We start from the raw sequence: 18,407 nt of genomic DNA on the forward strand, positions 1-18,407 counted from the left end.
CGATGACGGAGCGGGTGCACGCGTTCACCGACGACGCGCTGGGTGATCACGACGCGGTGGGACTGGCGTCGATGGTGCGGCGTGGCGAGGTCAGCCCGGCCGAGCTGGCACAGGCGGCGATCGCGCGTGCGGAACGGGTCACTTCGCTCAACGCCGTCGTCCACTCCGTTTACGAGAGCCCTCGGCACGGGCAGGACGCCGAGGCGGCCCTGTTCGGCGTCCCGACCTTTGTCAAGGACAACACCGACCTGCGTGGCATGCCGACCAATCACGGCACCGAGGCGTACGTGGCAAGCCCTGCGAAGACGGACGGCAGCTACGCGCGCCAGTTCGTCTCTACCGGCTTGACAGTGCTTGGCAAGAGCCGGATGCCGGAGTACGGCTTCAACGCGACGACCGAGTACGCGAACGCCGACCCGGTACGCAATCCGTGGAACCCCGAGTACTCGGTCGGTGCGTCCTCCGGCGGTTCGGCCGCGCTCGTGGCCGCCGGTGTCGTGCCGCTCGCGCACGCGAACGACGGCGGCGGTTCCATCCGCATCCCGGCGGCGTGCGCCGGGCTGATCGGGTTGAAACCCAGTCGTGGCAGGCACATCGACGGCGAAGAGGCGGCACGGCTGCCCATCAAGATCATCTCGGAGGGTGTGGTCACCCGGTCCGTCCGCGACACCGCCGCGTTCCTCGCCGCGCAGGAGGACCACTGGCGCAACCCGGCGCTGCCGCCGATCGGGCTGGTGCACGGCCCCGCGCGGCGACGGCTGCGGATCGGCCTGGTCACCGAAAGCGTGACCGGAGCGGTGCTGGACGCGCCGACACGGGCAGCCGTCGAGAAGACCGCGACGCTGCTTGAGAAGCAGGGACACATCGTCACGCCGATAGCGCTGCCTGTCGACGAGACGTTCGCGAGCGACTTCACGCTCTACTGGGGCATGCTGGCCGCTCTCGCCGCTGGCACCGGCAAGCTGCTCGTAGACCGCAGCTACGACCGGACCAAACTGGACGGTCTGACGCTCGGCCTGCGCGCGCACTATCTGCGCAACCTCCGGCACACCCCTGGCGCACTGCGAAGGCTTTCAAAAGTCAAGCACGCGCACGCGAAGTTGTTCCAGCGTCACGAACTCCTGCTGTCGCCAGTGCTCGCGCACAGCGCGCCGAAGCTCGGCCACATCAGCCCGGCCGTCCCCTTCGACACGCTGATCGAGCGGCTGTTGCACTACGTCGCGTTCACGCCGATGGACAACGTCGCCGGCAACCCGGCGATCTCGTTGCCAATGGGGCAGACCGACGACGGGCTGCCGGTCGGTGTGCAGCTCTCGGCCACGCACGGCGACGAACGCAGCCTCATCGAGACCGCGTTCGAGCTGGAGCAGCAGCAGGCCTGGCGCCGCATCCAAGACTGAAACCCGGTGGGCCACCGCCCTGATCGGTGGCCCACCGGGCACTTCATTCAGAAAGTGATCGTGAAGCCGTCGATCGAGCCGGTGTCGAACCGGTAGACGTCACGCGCCTGGAGTTTCCAGGTGCCGTTGGCGTTCTCCCCGGACGCGTCGACCGTGTACGTCTCGTGCACGCCACCGGCCGCGCCCGTGCCGCCCGAGTTCTTCAGCCGGTACGTCCGGCCGCTGGGCCCGACGAGGTCGAGCACCAGGTCGGCGGTGAAGGTGTGGCTGATGTCGACCTTGACCGGCAGCGACGCGGAAGCCTTGCCGTCACAGCCGTCCTGGGTCACCGAGCTGGTCACCGCGTCACCCATGTCCGGAATGGACACCGGGGTGGTGTTCGACTTGGCGCCGCATTTCGGGCCGGGGCCGCCGCTGCCGATGAACGAGACGTTCAGCAGTTTGTTCGGCGAGCCGCTGCCCACGTTCTTGACGACACCGTCGGTCGCGCCGGCCACGAGCGCGTCCCGCACCTGCTGCGGTGTCGCGCCGGGGTTGGCCGCGAGGTACAGCGCGGCCGCGCCCACCACGTGCGGGGTGGCCATCGAGGTGCCGCTCATCCCGGCCGAGCCGCCACTGCTCGGGCTGAGCGAGGTGATGTTGGTGCCCGGCGCGAAGATGTCCGTGCAGGACCCGTAGTTGGAGAAGCTCGACCGGTTGTCGCTCTGGTCGGTCGCGTTCACCGTGATCGCCTCCGGCACCCGCGCGGGGCTGGTGTTGCACGCGTCGGTCGAGGCGTTGCCGGAAGCGACGCCGTAGACGACACCCGAGGCGATCGACTTCTTGAGCGCGTCGTCGCCGACGCCGGGCGCGTCCATGGTGAGGCTCATGTTGGCCACGGCGGGCTTCTTGGCGTTGGCGGTCACCCAGTCGACGGCGTCGATGATGCCCGAGTCCGGCCCGGTGTTGTCGCAGCCGAGCACCTTCAGGCCGACGATCTTGACCTTCTTGGCCACCCCGTAGGTCTTGCTGCCGAGCGTGCCGGAGGTGTGGCTGCCGTGCCCGTGGCAGTCCTTGCCGTCACCGCCGAAGAAGTCCTTGCCGAGGCTCGCCCTGCCCTCGTACTCCGGGTTGGCCGGGTTGATGCCGCTGTCCAGGTCGTACGCGGTGACGCCCTCACCGCCGTTGTTGTAGGTGTACTTCTTGTCGAGCGGCAGCGCCTTCTGGTCGACGCGGTCGAGTCCCCAGGTCGGGTTGGTCTGCGTGTCAGCGCCCTTCGCCGTGCCGTCCTGGTAGACGGCCTTCACCGACGGGTCGGCCGCGAGCCGCCTCGCCTGCGCCTCGGTCATCTTCTTGACCGAGAAGCCGTTCAGCGCGGTCGTCCAGGTGGACCCGACTTCTCCGCCGAAACGCTGAGTCAGCGAAGCCGACAGTGCCTGCGCGCTGAACGTGTCGCCCTTCAGCACGACGATGTACTGGCCCGCGTAGTGCTGCTTCGCTTGGACGACAACGCCTTCGGCCTCGGACGCGGTGAGCGCGATGGCCTGCGCGGTGAGCGTGTACGTCGTCGTCGCGGTCGCGCCGGACGTGTCCTTCGCGGTGATGGTGATCGGGTAGGTGCCCGCCTGGAACGGCACGAAGACCTGCATCGTCGAGCTGCCGCCGCTGGAAATCGTCTGCGGGTTGAACAGCGGCGCGACCTGGAGGTTAGGACCGGCCGCCGAGAGCCGGATCGAGCCGGTGCCGCCGGTGGCCGAGACGGTCGCGCTGACGATGGAACCCTTGCGTCCGCTGCCGGACGCGGGGTTGACCGTCACCTTCAGGTCGCCGGTGGGCGGGCCGCCGTTGCCGACCGTGAGCTTCAGCGTGGTGGTCGCCGTATCGGTCGTGCCCTTGCCGGAGATCGTGATCGAGTAGTCCTTTTGCGGGGTGGTCGCCGCGGTCTCGATCGTCACTTTGGCGGTGTCACCCGTTTTGATCGTCGGCGGCTGGAAGGTCGCCTTCGCGCCTTCGGGCAGCCCGGACGCGGTAAGCGTGACATCCTCGGCGCCGTTCTTGCCCGGCTTGCTGGTGACCGACGCGGAGATGTACTTGCCAGGCTCGACCTTCACCGAGGACGGCGAAGCGGCGAGGGTGAACTTGTCGGCGCTCGGCGCGTCGCCGATCTGCTGCTTGACCCAGTCGCCCATGTCGTTGTTGAGCCTGCTGTAGACGCTGTACCAGCGGAAGTCGCTGCGGCTCCACGAGGTGAGCCCCGTGACGATCCCGTTGACGATGAACGGGCCGCCGCTGTCGCCGGGCAGCACGGTCTTGCGGCCGTCGGAGTAGCCCGCGCAGATCATCGTCTTGGGGTCGACGCCGTTCTCGACACCGGTGCACTGGCTCGCGTTGACGATCGGCAGGGTCAGCTTGTGCAGCGTGACGTCCTGGGTGTTGTCGTTGTAGTCCTTCTTGCCGTAGCCGAGGCTGAACCCGTCCTTGCCGGGCGTCTCCAGCCCGGTGTCGGCGGAAGTGGCGACCTTGGCGTAGCCGCCGGCGGGCACCGGGATGTCGGCGTCGGTGGTGATGATCGCGACGTCGTAGCCGTTCCATGGCTGGGTGAACTTCGGGTGCGTCACGTAGTCGACGACGTTGAGCTGCGTGCCGCCCGCCGCCTTGAGGTCGTCCAAGCCGTACAGGACGGTCTTGCGGCCTTCGAGCTCCTTGCAGTGCGCGGCGACCATCACCTTGCGCGGCGCGACGACCGAACCCGAGCAGCTCTGGCCCTTCGGCCGGGAGCCGCCTTCGCGCAGCGCGGCGATCACGAACGGGTAGTCGCGGACCGAGGCGGGCTCGCCGCCGATCTCCTGGCCGTGCGCGTCACCGGACGGAAGGACCGCCGCGTCGGTCGGCGCGACGGCGGACGCGCGTGGCGTCGCGTCGGCGGGCGTCGAAATCGCCAGTGAAGCCAGCATGAGAGCCGTCAAACCCAGTAGTGGTTTCCTTCTCACGGTTTTCCCTCCGGACAGGATTCGGGGTCGCCCATACTGTCGATTTTCCGGAGTCCGGGAACAATAGTGGTCCGCGACCGTAGGCCTACGCAATTAAATACACAACGCTCCGACCTGCGGTTTCAGCATTCATTGCGCGGGAATTCCCAACAAATACGGGACCCGCATTATTGGCTTGAATATGGACGTTCAGGCCGTCATCGGCTTCAGATGTTCGCGCAGGAATTCCTCACTCAGCACCGCGCGCGAGGGCAGGCCGAGTTTGTGCAGCGCCCGGCCGAGATGGACCTCGACGGTCCGCGCGGACAGGAAGAGCCTGGCGGCGATCTCGCGGTTGGTCAGGTTCTGCGCGGCGAGTTCGACGACCTCGGTCTCGCGCGGTGACAGCCTGCTGCCGTAGCCGCGGCGGCCCCGGCGTGGCGTGCTCGGGTCGTAGCGGACGAGCGTCCGGCGGCATCTTTGGGCGTCCGCGGCGGATTCCAGTGCGCGGTAAGCGGTTTCGGCCGCGGTGAGCGCGGCGCGCGCTTGGTCGTGGTCGTCGATGGCGGCGAAACACTCCCCCGCGAGTTCGTCGGCGGCCGCGGCGGCGGCCGGGCGCGGGAGCGCGTGATACGCCCGGCTCGCGCGGGCGAGCAGCCCGGCCGCGGCCTCGATGTCGGACCTGGCGTGCGCGAGCAGCCCTTCGGCGAAGAGCGCGGCGGCGACGGCGAGCGGGGCGTCCCTGCCTGCGATCCCCTGCCGATATTCGGCCAGCAGCGCGTCGGCCTCGTCGGGACAGTCCTGCGCGAGCAGCACGCGGACCGTCGGTGGCACGAGTTCGGCGGCCCATACCCAGTTGTTCTTGCGCCGCACGGATTCGACGCCTTCGTCGGCGAGCATCCTGGCCACCGGGAGGTCCTTGGCGGCGAGGTGCACGGCCACCCGCCCGGCGTACGCGGACGCCTGCAGCGGGGCGCTGCCCGCCGCGAGCGCGCAGGCGGCCTCGAAGTTGCGCAGCGCGGGCGCCCGGCGGCCTTGCCCGAAGTCGCGCCAGCCGAGCACCAGCAGCGGCTCGGCGGCGAGCGAGCTGGTCTCGCCGACCTGCTCGACCAGCAGGCGTGCTTGGGGATCCACTTCGGACCACGCGCCCGTTTCGACGTCGACCCGCAGTTCGGTGCCCGTCGCCAGCGCTTCGAGATACGGCTGGCTCTCGTCGCAGATCAAGCGTCTCGCGATGCCGAGATAAGCCCGCGAGACCGGATAGTGGCCGTTCCAGGCGGCCGCGTCGGCGAGGTTGATGTAGGTGCGGCTCAGCTGCCTGCGCACTTCGACCGGCTGAGGCGTCCTCGGCAGGGTGCCGATCTCGTCCCAGGCCGCCGGATCGGCCACCTGCATCAGGCTCGAAACCCGGTTCGCGGAGACCGCGACGATCACCTCGAGGTCTTGAATGCGCTTACTGACCTGCTCCGCCTGATCGAGCCACCGCAGGTTCTGCTCGACGGGCACGGCGCCGACGTGTGGCAGCGCCAGCGTCGCGAGGCCACGGGCGAGCAGCGCCGGGCGGTGCGCGAGATCGGCGGCGGCGAGTTCGATCTCCAGCCGTCCCGCGTCGACCTGGCCGATCTGGTTGACCAGCACGCGGCCGAGGTTGATGCGGATCTCGCCGCGCGCGGTCCGGCTCAGCGGCCCGTCGTCGATCGCGGCGCGCAGCAGCCGGACGGTGTGCTCGTGCACCAGGCCCTGCGCCATTTCCCGGCTGAGCCGGACCGCGAACGTCTCGCGGGCCGCGCGGGGCAGCCGGTCGTCTTCGAGCGCGGCTTCGAGCAGCCGGATCGCCAGGTCGGGTTTGCCGTCCGAGGTGGACCGGTCGACCGCGTCCGAGGTCCAGACCACCCACTCGGCGAGCGAGCCTGCGGCCCGGAAATGACGCGCGATCCGCGACTCGTCCGGCTCAGCGTCGGCGGCGAGAAAGGCTGCGGCCCTGGTGTGCAGCAGGCAGCGGAGCGGCCCGGAAATGTTGGCGTACAAGGCATCCGCGACCAGCGGGCTTCGCGTGACGTATCGGCCCTGTCCCTTGTCCAGCAGCAGGCCAGCGTCCAGCGCGTCCATCAGGGCTTGGTCGCTCTCGGTCAGGCCGGAGACCGCCACGAGCGCGCCCGCGCTCGCCGGGGTGCCCAGCACGGCGGCGGCCTCGGCGATCGACGCGGCCGGGGTGCCCGCGATCCGCGCGGTCAGCGCGTCGCACCACGCCTCGTCCTCGTCCGCCAGCACCGCGGTGACCGCGCTCGCGACGCCCCCGGTCCGCCGCAGCACGTCTTCGGCGAGGTCGCGGGAACCCGCGAGCGCGGCGATCTCGTCGATCCCCAGCGCCCCCAGCGCTATCCGCGCGGTGACCCCCGCGGCGGGCAGCCACCAGCTGTCGCGGCGCTGTGGCCTGGCGACCGAACTGGCCACGACCGTCAGGCTCGGCGGCATGCACCCGGCCAGGAACCGCAGGAAGTCGTGGGTCTCCTCGTCGGCGTCGTGCACGTCGTCGAGCACCAGCACCGTGCGCTCGTGCAGGGTCAGCATTTCGCGCAGCGCGCGGAAAACCTGATGGCGCGTCGCCTTTTCCCCATCCCAGCGCGGCAATATCCCGGCGATTTCGGGCAGCACCGGTCGCAGCGCGCCCGCCAGCGGCGACATCCCGCCCGTCACCGCACGCCAGCCGCCGAACCCGGCGACCGCCTCGACCAAGGGTCCTAACGGGACCGGCAGCCGCAATCGGGTGCAGCGCGCCGAAATCACCGCGTGCTCCCGATTCGCGCGCCGGGCGAACCCGTCGAGCAGCGTGCTCCGGCCCGCGCCCGGCTCGCCTTCGACCACCACGAAGGCGGCGGGCCCGGCCGCTTCCCGCACAGCCGAACTGGACATGGCCGGACTGTAGTGGCTATTCGCCCCTTCCAAAGGAGGGAATCCGTACGCATCGGTGAGGAATTACCAATACGGGTCCTTACTTATTGACCGAAGGGTTGCCCAAAGTCCCACCAGAGGGTGAATCTTCTCCTCATCCAGGTTACACGCAATTCCCATCTGTGCACTTAGCGTAAGGAGTGCTCGTGAAACGCTCACTCGCGCGTGGACTGGCGGCGGCCTTTGCCGCGGTCTCGGTCTTCGCACTGCAGGCGCCTGCCACAGCGACCGCCGTCCAGCTCAAGGGCCAGGTCGGCATCCAGATGCAGGCGCAGGAGAAGAGCAACTGGTGCTGGGACGCCAGTGGCAACACGATCGCCGCCTACTTCGGGCATACCTTGTCCCAGACCAAGTTCTGCCAGGTCGCGCACAACGAGTCCGGTAGCAGCTGCGCGAACAACCAGGGCTACCTGAGCGACCAGCAGCGGGTGTTCCGCTGGCTCGGCTTCAGCAACGTGGGCACGTACAACTCCAATGGCCAGACGCTGAGCTTCGCCTCGATCAAGAGCCAGATCGACGCCGGGCGGCCCATCGGCACCCGGATCGGCTGGAGCAACGGCGGCGGGCACATGCACGTGCTCTACGGCTACGACAACTCCACCAGTACCTCGAAAGTGGACTTCGGCGACCCCTGGGGCAGCAATCCGCGCTACAACCACATGAACTACACGTCGTACCTGCGCAACAGCCAGTTCACCTGGACCCACACCGTGTACGGAATCGAGGACTGACCATGACCAGGCCCCTTCTCGGCGCGGGACTGCTGATCGCGCTCGGTCTCCTCCTCGGCACCGGCCCGGCGTCCGCGGCGGGCCAGCCCGCCGGCACCCCCGACGCCCGTGACCTGTCCGCCGTCGCCGCGCTCGCCACCAGCCCGTCGACGGTCGACCAGCTCGCCAAGGTCACCTTCCCGGACAGCCCCAAGGTCGCGGCCAGGATGGCCAACGCCGCCAAGGCCGAACCCGCCGCGTCCATCGCCGTCTACCAGCCGACCGCGGCGTTCGTCGCGGGCACCTCGGCCGTGCCCGCCGACCTCGCCTACGTCGCCGTGCCCGCCACGCTCGGCACCGGTGAGGCGGCGACCGTGTGGGCGCAGCGCGAAGGTCAGAACTGGACGGTGGTGAACATCGCGTCCGGTGACGTCGAAAAGCGCCTCGCCACCCAGGCTGGCAAGGGCTATCTCCTGCACGAGCCGCAGATCAACGCCTGGTACGCGGTCGACGGCGACGCGGTCACCGTGCTCGACGGCTCGACCACCGGCGTCGCGGCGGGCACCCGCATGACGGTCGCCCAGTACCAGTCGGCCGTGCACTCCCGCTACGGCGACAAGCTGCCCGGCTCGGCCTACGACCGGTCCGGCGCGGCCGGCGGTTTCGGCCCGTCGGCACCCGCCTCGGACGACGCGGGCGTCCCGGGCTGGGCGATCGCGGGCGGAGCGGGCGCGCTCGTCTTGGCCGCGGGCGTCGCACTCCGCCTGCGCAGGCGCACCGAGGGGTGAGGACTCGTGCGCGTTGCGGGCGGTTCTAGCCGCCCGCAACGCGCACGACCCCACGTGACCTGCGTCGCCCAGCATGCGGGCACCCCATCCTCACCGCACACTGGAGAGGATGGGGGCTTAGGCCGAATGGGTTAGAAACAGGTCGGAAGGAGATCGCGCCGGTCACGGCGCGGGCTGAACCATGAGTTCGCAGGACGGGAAACCAGTGGTGGAGCAAACCGCCACGCAGGGACTGGCCGACACACCAGACACCGCGGGTCCGGGTCACCCGCCCGACGAGCACGTCCCGCTCGAACTCGCCGCCGAACGTCCCGCCGAGACCGACCGCACCGTGTTCTGGGTCGCCGCCGGACTCGCGCTCGCGATCATCGCCTGGGGCGTCGTGTCGCCTTCGAGCCTCGCGAAACTCGCCAAGACCGTGCTGAACGACGCCGTCATCCCCTACGGCGGCTGGGCGTTCGTGCTCACCGCGAGCGGGTTCGTGGTGTTCGCCGTCTGCCTGGCGATCAGCCGGTACGGCCGGATCCCGCTCGGCCGGGACCGCGAACTGCCCGAGTTCCGGACGTCGTCGTGGATCGCGATGATGTTCAGCGCCGGAATGGGCATCGGGCTGATGTTCTTCGGCGTGTACGAACCCGTTTCGCACCTGGCCAGCCCGCCGCCGGGCACCGCGGCGCCGAATTCGGACGAGGCCGTGCACACCGCGATGGCGACCACGCTGTTCCACTGGACGGTGCACCCGTGGGCGATCTACGCCGTCGTCGGGCTCGCGATCGCGTACAGCACCTTCCGCAAGGGCCGCAGCCAGCTGATCAGCTCGGTGTTCGTGCCGCTGATCGGCAAGCAACGCTCGGAAGGCCCGCTGGGCAAGGCGATCGACGTCATGGCGATCTTCGCGACGCTGTTCGGCTCGGCCGCCTCGCTCGGGCTGGGCGCGCTGCAGGTCGGCGGCGGCATGGCGGCCGTCGGGTGGATCGACAACCCTGGCAAGGGCCTGCTGGTCGCGATCATCGTGGTGCTGACCATCGCCTTCATCGCCTCGGCGGTGTCCGGCGTCGCCAAGGGCATCCAGTGGCTGTCGAACATCAACATGGTGCTCGCCGCGGTGCTCGCGGTGTTCGTGCTGGTGGTCGGCCCGACCGTGCTCATCCTCAACATCGTGCCCGGCGCGATCGGCGACTACTTCCGCGAACTCGCCGAAATGTCCGGCCGGACCGGGATGACCGGCGGCGAGCAGATGAAGACCTGGCTCAGCGGCTGGACCGTCTTCTACTGGGCGTGGTGGATCTCGTGGACGCCGTTCGTCGGCATGTTCATCGCGCGGATCTCCCGTGGCCGCACCATCCGTCAGTTCATCTTCGGCGTCATCGCGGTGCCGAGCATCGTCAGCCTGATCTGGTTCGCGGTCTTCGGCGGCGCGGCGATCAGCAGGCAGCGGGCTGGCGCGGACATCGCGGGCGCCGGCAGCGCCGAATCGGCGACGTTCAAGCTGCTCGAGACCCTGCCGTGGTTCGTGCCGATCGCGATACTGGTGATGCTGCTCGTGTCGATCTTCTTCGTCTCGGGCGCGGACGCGGCGTCGATCGTGATGGGAACCTTGTCGCAGAAGGGATCCGTGCACCCGGCGAAGTCCGTCGTGATCTTCTGGGGCGTGCTGATGGGCGGGGTCGCGGCGGTCATGCTGCTGGTCGGCGGCGACGAGGCGCTGACCGGCCTGCAGAACCTGACGATCCTGATCGCGGTGCCGTTCCTGTTCGTCATGATCGGGCTCTGCGTCGCCGTCTGGCGCGACCTGCGCAACGACCCGCTGATGCGCCAGGAAGACGCGATGATGCGCTCGCTCAAGGAGCTGCACGAAGAGCGGACCAACGGTCACCGCAAACGGGGCCTCGCCAGGGCCCGCAAGCCCTAGGAGGGTCAAAAGCTCGTGAGTGGTACGGCCGGTTAGAACCCAATGCCACTTAGCTTGTGTTGATCATGCTGCGGTGGTGAGGGTGATGGTGGCGGGCCCGTTGTGGTGTGTGCCGGTGTCGGTGGGTTTTTTGACTCGGTAGGCGGTGTGGCGGGCTCGTTTGATGACGCGTGGGTAGGTGCGGTGGCGGCGTTTCGGGTTGAGGTGGCGTCGGGTGGTGATGCCGGTGATGGCTTTGGTGAGCTGTTTTTGTTGTTGTTCAGGGGGAAAAACCCGCCGCTGGGGTGGAGATGTGGCGGCGGATGAGTCGGACGGTGCGCAGGAATTTGACCCGGTCGGGGTCGATGTCGGCTTCGGTGGCGGCGCGGCAGATCAGGGCGCTGAGGGCGTGGTGGGCCAGCAGGTAGCCGTAGATTTCCTGGCGGACGAGGTCGGGGCTTTTCGAGCGGAGGACCCGTCCTGGCCCGCGGAGGTGGGTTTTGAGCTGGTCGTTGCCGGTTTCGTGTTCCCACCGCTGGTGGTAGGCCTGCGCTAGGACCTCGGCGGGTGCGTCGCCGGGGTCGGTGATGGTGGTGATCACCCGGATCACCTTGTCGGGGTCGGGTCCGCGGTCGGGGACGGTGTATTCCACGACGCGCACCGCGATCGCCTCGCTGGGGTCGAGGTCTTCGCCGCGGGTGGCGGCCGTTTCCAGTGCGGCGCGGCGTGCGGCGCTGCGGATTTTCGGGTTGATCAGCGCTGATCGGTAGGAGCCGTCGTCGCAGTCGGTGAGCCGGGGTGTTTTCACTGTCGAGGGCAGCCGCCAGAGCAGCGCCGCGCCGGTGTCGGCCGCGGTGGTGAAGTCGTGGTAGCTGTAGAAGTTGGCGTCGGCCAGCAGCAGCCAGTCCGGGTTCAGGCCCGGCCAGAGCTGGCGGGCCAGGGTCTGCTCACCGTGATGCTGCCCGCCGATCACCGCGGCCACCACCGCGTGGGAGGCGCATTCGGCGATGGTCAGGACACGGGCTTTCGGGAACGCCGACGCTTTCTCGCCCGTGCCGCCGGCGCGGCCGAACTCAGTGGCGTTGGCCGCGGTGTCGGCCCTGTCATGATTTCCGTGTAAGCCACGGATGATTTCTTCTCTGATTCTAGTGGAGTGGCAGGCGGTCGGGGAAGAGTGCGGCGAGCGTGTTTAGTGCTTGTTTCCAGCCTCGGGTGCCGGTTCCTGATGGTCCGCCTCGGTTGCTGGTGATGTTGCGGAGTCCGAGGTAGAGCAGTTTTGTCGCGGCGGTGTCGCTGTCGAAATGGCCGCGGTTCTTGGTGATTTTCCGGAGCTGGAAGTTGATGTTCTCGATCAGGTTTGTTGTGTAGACGATTCTGCGGAGTTCGGGTGGATAGTCGAGGAATGGGGTGAAGTCGTTCCAGGCGTGTCGCCAGACCTGGATCGCGGCGGGGTATTGTATGCCGAAGTCTTTATCGAACTGAGTGAGTGCGATCTCGGCCGCCTCGAGTGTCGGCGCGGTGTAGATGTCCCGCATGGCGGCGGCGACTTTCTTCCGATCGCCATAGGAAATGAACCGCATGGCGTTGCGGATCACGTGCACGACGCAGGTTTGGACTACGGTGTCGGGAAACGCGCCGCGGATCGCGTCGGGCAGCCCGGTCAGGCCGTCGCAGCAGGCGATCAGGATGTCTTTCACGCCACGGTTGCGCAGGTCGGTGACGACCTTGGCCCAGAACTTCGCCGCTTCGGTGTCGGCGATCCAGAGCCCGAGGGCGTGTTTGCGGCCTTCCATGTCCACGCCGATGGCCAGGTAGGCGACCTTGGAGGTGACCACGCCCTTGTCCTTGACCCGCAGTCGCAGGCCGTCGACATAGAGAATCGGGTACATCTCGTCCAAAGGCCGAGATTGCCACAACGCGATCTCGTCGGTCACCACGTCGGTCACATTGGAGATCAATTCTCGCGACACGTTCACGCCATATACTTCACGTAAATGAGATTCGATATCCCGGGTGGTCATGCCACGCGAATACAGCGACAGGATCGCCTCGTCGATATTACCCAGCCTGCGTGCACGTTTCGGCACGATCGTAAGAAGCTCGAACGAACCGTTCCGGTCACGCGGCACCGCCAGCTCGACCGGACCATTCGAAGTCGACACGGTTTTTGGAGACCTGCCATTCCGGGAATTCCCGGAACCGTTCCCGGCGGGGTCTCCTTTCTCATAGCCAAGATGATGGGTCATCTCGGCGTCCAGCGCCCTTTCGAGCACCGCCTTGGTCATCTGATTTAGCAATTCTTGGGCGCCCAGCGCGCCGCCATTCTCGTACGCGTCTTTCACCAACGCGTCCAGCGTTTCTGGCGGTAGCACGCGCGCGAGCGCTTCGCCGGCTGCGGAGCCCGGATCCCGGTCAGGTGTGTCCTCGGTCACAGGTGGAGCCTTTCTGGGTCGCGGTCAGCGACCCGATCCTGGTCCATCCGTGGCTTACACGGTTGTCATGACACGACCGCGGTGTCGGGGGTGTCCCATTCGAGGCCGTCGATGCTCATCAGCCGCCACGAACCCAGAAAAGCGCCCTGGGTGAATTCCTCGGCCACGGGGACCGCGACCTGGTCGAACACCTCGGCCAGCGGTTCGGCGCCGAGTCGTTGCCGGGCTTGGGTGATGCCACCGGCGGTGGGGATGTCCCAGTCCGGGTCCCAGCAACCCCACGAGGTGAGTGTCGCGGCCAGGCGGGTGAAGACTTCCTCGTAATCGTCCTCGGCGAACAACGCCAGCGCCGGCACGTAATACGCCATCACATGCGGTGGGAGTTTCCCGCCGGAGCGCTTCGCGCCCCGGCGGGTCACCGCGATCGCGGTATCCACAGCATCACGCGGCATCGCCGCGGCCAGCACACCCAACGACACCGAATCAGCCAGACCACCCGAACCCATCACGACAACCTAGCCGCACCAAGATCAACACAAGCTAAGTGGCATTGGGTTAGAACCGGCCGTACCACTCACGAGTGCTTGAGGCCGACGTCGGCGCCCGCTTGGCGCCACCAGGTCGCGTCTTCGGGGGTGTTGACGCACTCGGCGATGACGGTCGCGCCCGCTTGGCGGGCGAATTCGGCGAGGCCGGTCAGCAAGGGGGCGGTGCGGTCGGTGGCGCGGCCGGTGAACCGGACCGCTTCGACCGGCAGTTCGGCCAGGTCGGCCGCGACGGTCTCGGAGAAATCGCGGATTTCGGCGCGGACGCCGATTTCGGCCAATACCTTCAGGTTGTCGGCGGCGTCGAGACAGGACGTCAATGCCGAAGCCGGGAAACCACACCGCAATCGCGACGGTTCGACTCCGGTTTCGGCGAGGATCTCGCGGATGGTGCCGACCAAATCCGGGTCGGCGGCCTGGCGCGCGGTGAGTCCGATCGAAATCGGGAGTTCGGGCACAGTCTCGCAAGCCTTGCGAAGCAGCCAGCCACCCAGAGGATGGATAAGGCCGGTTCGGTCGGCGAGAGAGACGCATTCCCGGTGGGACAGTTTGCCGTCCTCGGGGTGATTCCACTGCAACAGCGCCTCGACGCCGACGATTTTGCCGTCGTCGAGGCGGACCAGTGGCTCGTAAACGACCGCGAGTTCGCCGGTTTCCCAAGCCCCGGGCATCGACGCGGCCAGCCGGAACTGCTTGCGGTCGGCGGTGTCGCGCTCCGAGTCGACCAGCTCCCACTGCCGGTGGCCCTTGGCCTGCGCGCGGCGCAACGTCATGTCGACCGCGCGCAGCAGCTCCGCGGGCTCGACGTCGCGGGCCGGGCGGTGCGCGACACCCATGGTCGCCGAAAGTCCTACGCCGTGGCCGCTGTCGAGGTACTCCGGCTCGGACAGCTCGGCGTTGATCAGCCGGATCATCGTCGGCACGTCCGGGGTGGACGGCGTGTTCTCGATCAGGATGCCGAACTCGTCGCCGCCGAGCCTGGCGATGAACGCGGTCTCGTCGGCGAGCACGGTCTTCAGCTTCGCGGTGACACTGCGGAGCAGCCGGTCGCCGGTCGCGTGACCGAAGCCGCCGGTGATCAGCCGGAATCCGTCGAGGTCGAGGTGGTAGACGGTGATGCCGGTCGCCGGATCCGCTTGGCGCAGCGCCTTTTCCAGGCGAGTGCTGAAGAACTGCCGGTTCGGCAGGCCGGTGAGGGCGTCGTGCAGTGTCTGGTGGGTCATCCGGCGCTGCAGCAGCGAAGCGTCGGTCTCGTCCTCGATGATCGTCACGAACTGACGAGGCCCGCCTGCGCTGTCCCGTACTGCCGAGGCCACGAGGTTCACCCAAATCGGTTCGCCCGCGCCGACCAGGAACCGGCGCGCGATGCGTGCCTTCGGCGCCTTCGGGTCGAGCAGCTCGCGGTAGTCCTCGCGCAGCGCCTCGACGTCCTCTTCGTGGACGAAGTCGAACAGCTCGCGCCCGACGAGCTGGGCGGGCGGGTGCTGCAGCGACTCGGCCAGCGCGTCGTTGACGCGGAGGAACCGGCCGTCGAGGTCGGTGAGCGCGACACCGCTGGTCGAGCTGGTGAACAGCTGCTCGAACTGCGCCTGCGCGATCAGCGTGGTCCGGCGCGCCTCCTGCTCGACCTTGAACAGCGCGCGGCTGAGGTCTTCCTGGCGGGTCTGGATGTTCTCGCGCAGTGCCTCGCTGTAACCGGAGGTCAGCGCGCCCATCGTGAGCAGGACACGCTCCGTGAGCCGGTCGAGGTGGCGCAGCTCGGGCGCCTGCGGCAGTGCCTTGGCGAGCACGTCCATGGTCACGCGCAGGCTTTCCGGCCCGACACAGCGCAGTTCGACGAGCTTGCCGCCCGCCTCGAGCGCGAGTTCCTGGCCGCCGGTGTCACGGCGGACCGCGTCGATCAGCAAGTCGACGAGTGCGTGCAGATGCTGCTCGAGCTCCTGGTGCGGGTACGGAAGGTACGCCGTCATGCTGATGAGGTAGGCCCATTTGCGTGCGACGGACGCACGTGACCGGTCGGCGTGCTGCGCCGTCGGCCACGCGTCGTCTTCCGAATGCGGGACTGTCACGTCTGTGGTGTCCAGGGGTCAGGTGCAGAGTCCGGCACAGGCATACCGGGCACACGTATGCGCGGATTCTCCAGTGCTACGGAGGGTTTATGAATTACCTGATCGGGTGGTAACGCTATGCAATCACTCCGAGGCGGTCACGCAGCCAGGCGCGGGTCGCGTCGCGGTAGGCGCCCGCGTTCTCGTGCAGGCCGAGCGAATGCCCAGCTCCAGGCAGTACGAACGTCGACAGCTGGGCCGACGGCGAGTAGTACGGGGCTTCCTGCGCGCGCAGGCTCTGCGCGTTCGAGCAGTCCCGCAACGCGAGGACTCCGCAGAACAGCACGTCTTTTTCACCGACCGCCTGGAACACCGGGACGTTGATACCGAGCGTGGCGGGCAGCACGATCCCGAACACCGCGACGGTGCCCATGCCCGGCACGGAGACCTGGTCCTTGGTGGCCTCGTCGGCCGCGATGACGCCGGGGTCGGAGTCGCCCTCGGCGTAGAACAGCCATGACCGGGCACCCGCCCGCGTCGTGAAGTACAGCGGGTCGCTGCCGAGCGCGGTCAGCGCCGGATCGGTGAACGCGGGCACCAGCCCGAACACGACACCGAGCAGCAGCACCGGGACCGCCGGGATGTGCGTCATCCCGCTCAGCACCACGCCGTCGACGTCGTGGTAGGTCGACGCCTCCGCGGCCACGATGCCCGAGCCGACCGAGTGCCCGACGATCACGACCTTGGCGAACGCGATCCCGCCGACGTGCCCGGCGCGCAGGTGCCCGACCACCTGGTGCAGCGACTCGGCCTCCGCGGCCAGCGTCATCCACGGGCTGGCCGGCTTGCTGCTCTGCCCGGTGCCGAGCCGGTCCGGCGCGAACGTCGCGAGCCCATGCGCGGCCATGTCGCGCTGGTACGAGTACTGCCCGGTTCCGTAGGGCAGGTCCCAGTAAGCGCTGTTGTACGTGCCGCCGTGCACCAGCAGCTGGACCGCGTCGGGCGCGGGGCCGTCCGGCAGGCACAGCCTGCCGTGCACGGTGGCCGGGGCAGGCGGCAGCAGCACCGGCAGGCCGGGGCCGGACACCGGTAGGTCCAGGTCGGAGCAGGTGAACGCCGTCGCGCCGGCGGCCGGGGCCGTCACGGTCGCGCCCAAGAGCAGGCAGCACGCGGACAGCGCGACGACCAGTTTCCGTGGCACACGCATGAGCCGACCTCCGGGTGGCTTTCGAAGAAGGACAAGAAACAGTACTACCGGTAGCCGGACGGTCACCGACGCGGTACCGCTGTCATCGGGAGCTGGTTCGGCTGCATGGTGGCTTTGATCTTGGGGTAGACCGTTTTCCCCGGTACCGGCACCAGACGCCAGCGCGCGCCGATGGTCGCGGCGACGATGGCGATCTCGGCGGGCGCGAACTGGTGACCGGGGCACAGCCGCGCGCCCGCGCCGAACGGGATGAACGCGCCCTTGGGCAGTTTCTCGGCCTCGCCGGGCGCCCAGCGGTCCGGATCGAACTTGCCGGGATCGCGGTAGAAGCGCGGATCCTGATGCAAAGTGTGCTGGCTGACCGCGACCTCGGTGCCCGCCGGGATGCGCACGCCGCCGATTTCGACGTCTTCGCGGGCGCGGCGCATCAGGATCAGCGGCGGGGTCCGGCGGACGACCTCGTTGACGATCTGCTGGGTGTAGCGCAGTTTCGGCAGGTCCTCGAAACGGGCGGGCCGCCCGTCGAGCACCTTGTCGACCTCGGCGTGGAATTCGGCTTCGATGCGCGGATCGGCGCCGATCTCGTGGAAGAACCAGGCCAGCGCCACGGCCGTGGTCTCGGCGCCGGTGGTCAGGATGGTGATCACCTCGTCGCGGATCTGCTCGTCGCTCATCCGCTCGCCGGTTTCCTCGTCGCGCGCCATGAGCAGCATCGAGAGCAGATCACCTTGGTCACCGCCCTCGGCGCGGGCCGAGACGATGGCCTCGCCGATGACCCGGCGCAGCCTGGCCGCGGCCGCGTCGAACTGCCGGTTCGCCGGTATCGGCAGTTTTTCCACCGGCTTCGGGGAAAACGCCCGTACCAGCACGTACTTGAGCATGATCGGGATCGACCGCTGGATCTCGGTGAGCACGTCCGCGCCGAGCTCGGTGGAGAACAGCGTCCGGCCCGCGATGCTCAGCGCGATGTCCTGCATGCGCTGATCCACCTCGATGACCTGGCCCGATCGCCAGGAATCCGCGAGCTCGGCGGCCATCGCGGTCATCGTGGACTCCGCGTAGGCCGCGATCCGGCCGCGCGCGAACGCGGGCAGCACCATCCGCCGCTGACGGCGGTTGAACTCGCCGTTCGAGGTGGCGAGCCCGTCGCCGAAGAGCGGGCGCATCTTGTCGAACACGATGCCCTTGTCGAACTTGTCCGCGTCGAGCGCCAGCACCTGCCAGGCGAGTTCCGGGGTGGTGACCAGGTAAACCGGGAGCGGCCCGAGATAAAGCCGCACCACATCGCCGTATTCGCGTAATGAGGTGAAGAGTTTCAGTGGGTCCCGCAGCATCGGTATGGTATGCCCCAACAACGGCCATCGACCGGGAAGAACCGCGACTTTATCTGACACCGCACTCGCCTCCTCCCCGAACGGCCGGACAGGAAACAATAGAATCGGCATGGCCCGCGAAGCGAGACCAGGCGCGGACGTATACACGAATG

Annotated in this window: 12 protein-coding genes and 1 pseudogene; 4 read left to right on the top strand and 9 right to left on the bottom strand. The window is 68.2% G+C overall.

The genetic code is table 11. The features are described from left to right. The first annotated feature begins 2 nt into the window (after positions 1-2). On the top strand, positions 3-1,400 hold the full coding sequence (locus tag AB5J62_RS32955) for an amidase (RefSeq protein ID WP_370943901.1): 1,398 nt from the start codon (positions 3-5) through the stop codon (positions 1,398-1,400). A gap of 47 nt (positions 1,401-1,447) precedes the next feature. Here the strand turns inward: AB5J62_RS32955 and AB5J62_RS32960 are convergent, their stop codons facing one another. The 3 genes and pseudogenes from AB5J62_RS32960 to AB5J62_RS32970 form a co-directional block, all read right to left on the bottom strand. After that, positions 1,448-2,920 carry a S8 family serine peptidase gene (locus AB5J62_RS32960; RefSeq protein ID WP_370950402.1) on the bottom strand — a complete coding sequence of 491 codons (1,473 nt, stop codon included), beginning with the start codon at positions 2,918-2,920 and terminating at the stop codon, positions 1,448-1,450. Between the two features lie 666 nt (positions 2,921-3,586). Next, positions 3,587-4,333 (bottom strand): annotated as a pseudogene (locus AB5J62_RS32965) (trypsin-like serine protease); the annotation flags it as partial. A 225-nt stretch (positions 4,334-4,558) separates the two neighbouring features. Further along, positions 4,559-7,261, bottom strand: a complete 2,703-nt coding sequence (locus AB5J62_RS32970; RefSeq protein WP_370943902.1) for an AAA family ATPase — start codon at positions 7,259-7,261, stop codon at positions 4,559-4,561. Between the two features lie 185 nt (positions 7,262-7,446). Here AB5J62_RS32970 and AB5J62_RS32975 point away from each other — a divergent pair, with 185 nt between their 5' ends. The 3 genes from AB5J62_RS32975 to AB5J62_RS32985 all read left to right on the top strand — a co-directional run bounded on the left by AB5J62_RS32975 (position 7,447) and on the right by AB5J62_RS32985 (position 10,710). Beyond that, on the top strand, positions 7,447-8,031 hold the full coding sequence (locus AB5J62_RS32975; protein ID WP_370943903.1) for a papain-like cysteine protease family protein: 585 nt from the start codon (positions 7,447-7,449) through the stop codon (positions 8,029-8,031). Positions 8,032-8,033: 2 nt separating this feature from the next. Beyond that, positions 8,034-8,798 (top strand): hypothetical protein, encoded by a 765-nt coding sequence (locus AB5J62_RS32980; RefSeq protein ID WP_370943904.1) that lies wholly within the window; start codon positions 8,034-8,036, stop codon positions 8,796-8,798. Positions 8,799-8,979: 181 nt separating this feature from the next. Beyond that, a complete protein-coding gene (locus AB5J62_RS32985) occupies positions 8,980-10,710 on the top strand; it encodes a BCCT family transporter (RefSeq protein ID WP_370943905.1) in 1,731 nt (576 codons plus the stop codon). 259 nt (positions 10,711-10,969) lie between these two features. Here AB5J62_RS32985 and AB5J62_RS32990 read toward each other — a convergent pair whose 3' ends face one another. The 6 genes from AB5J62_RS32990 to AB5J62_RS33015 all read right to left on the bottom strand — a co-directional run bounded on the left by AB5J62_RS32990 (position 10,970) and on the right by AB5J62_RS33015 (position 18,366). Next, complete coding sequence (locus AB5J62_RS32990; RefSeq protein ID WP_370950403.1) at positions 10,970-11,833, bottom strand: IS4 family transposase; 864 nt, start codon at positions 11,831-11,833, stop codon at positions 10,970-10,972. Between the two features lies 1 nt (position 11,834). Continuing rightward, a complete protein-coding gene (locus AB5J62_RS32995) occupies positions 11,835-13,061 on the bottom strand; it encodes an IS256 family transposase (RefSeq protein WP_370950404.1) in 1,227 nt (408 codons plus the stop codon). Between the two features lie 125 nt (positions 13,062-13,186). Beyond that, positions 13,187-13,627, bottom strand: a complete 441-nt coding sequence (locus AB5J62_RS33000; protein ID WP_370943906.1) for a transposase domain-containing protein — start codon at positions 13,625-13,627, stop codon at positions 13,187-13,189. A gap of 68 nt (positions 13,628-13,695) precedes the next feature. Further along, positions 13,696-15,735 carry a putative bifunctional diguanylate cyclase/phosphodiesterase gene (locus AB5J62_RS33005; RefSeq protein WP_370943907.1) on the bottom strand — a complete coding sequence of 680 codons (2,040 nt, stop codon included), beginning with the start codon at positions 15,733-15,735 and terminating at the stop codon, positions 13,696-13,698. Between the two features lie 115 nt (positions 15,736-15,850). Continuing rightward, a complete protein-coding gene (locus tag AB5J62_RS33010) occupies positions 15,851-16,921 on the bottom strand; it encodes an alpha/beta hydrolase (protein WP_370943908.1) in 1,071 nt (356 codons plus the stop codon). Between the two features lie 62 nt (positions 16,922-16,983). Next, a complete protein-coding gene (locus tag AB5J62_RS33015) occupies positions 16,984-18,366 on the bottom strand; it encodes a cytochrome P450 (protein WP_370943909.1) in 1,383 nt (460 codons plus the stop codon). Between the last annotated feature and the right edge of the window lie 41 nt (positions 18,367-18,407).

The sequence above is a fragment of the Amycolatopsis sp. cg5 genome, from assembly GCF_041346955.1.
GTDB lineage: Bacteria > Actinomycetota > Actinomycetes > Mycobacteriales > Pseudonocardiaceae > Amycolatopsis.

Coding starts and splice junctions, on each gene's coding strand:
- AB5J62_RS32955 (WP_370943901.1), top strand. CDS start 3: ATGACGGAGCGGGTGCACGCGTTCACCGACGACGCGCTGGGTGATCAC.
- AB5J62_RS32970 (WP_370943902.1), bottom strand. CDS start 7,261: ATGTCCAGTTCGGCTGTGCGGGAAGCGGCCGGGCCCGCCGCCTTCGTG.
- AB5J62_RS32980 (WP_370943904.1), top strand. CDS start 8,034: ATGACCAGGCCCCTTCTCGGCGCGGGACTGCTGATCGCGCTCGGTCTC.
- AB5J62_RS32985 (WP_370943905.1), top strand. CDS start 8,980: ATGAGTTCGCAGGACGGGAAACCAGTGGTGGAGCAAACCGCCACGCAG.
- AB5J62_RS33000 (WP_370943906.1), bottom strand. CDS start 13,627: ATGGGTTCGGGTGGTCTGGCTGATTCGGTGTCGTTGGGTGTGCTGGCC.
- AB5J62_RS33010 (WP_370943908.1), bottom strand. CDS start 16,921: ATGCGTGTGCCACGGAAACTGGTCGTCGCGCTGTCCGCGTGCTGCCTG.
- AB5J62_RS33015 (WP_370943909.1), bottom strand. CDS start 18,366: ATGCCGATTCTATTGTTTCCTGTCCGGCCGTTCGGGGAGGAGGCGAGT.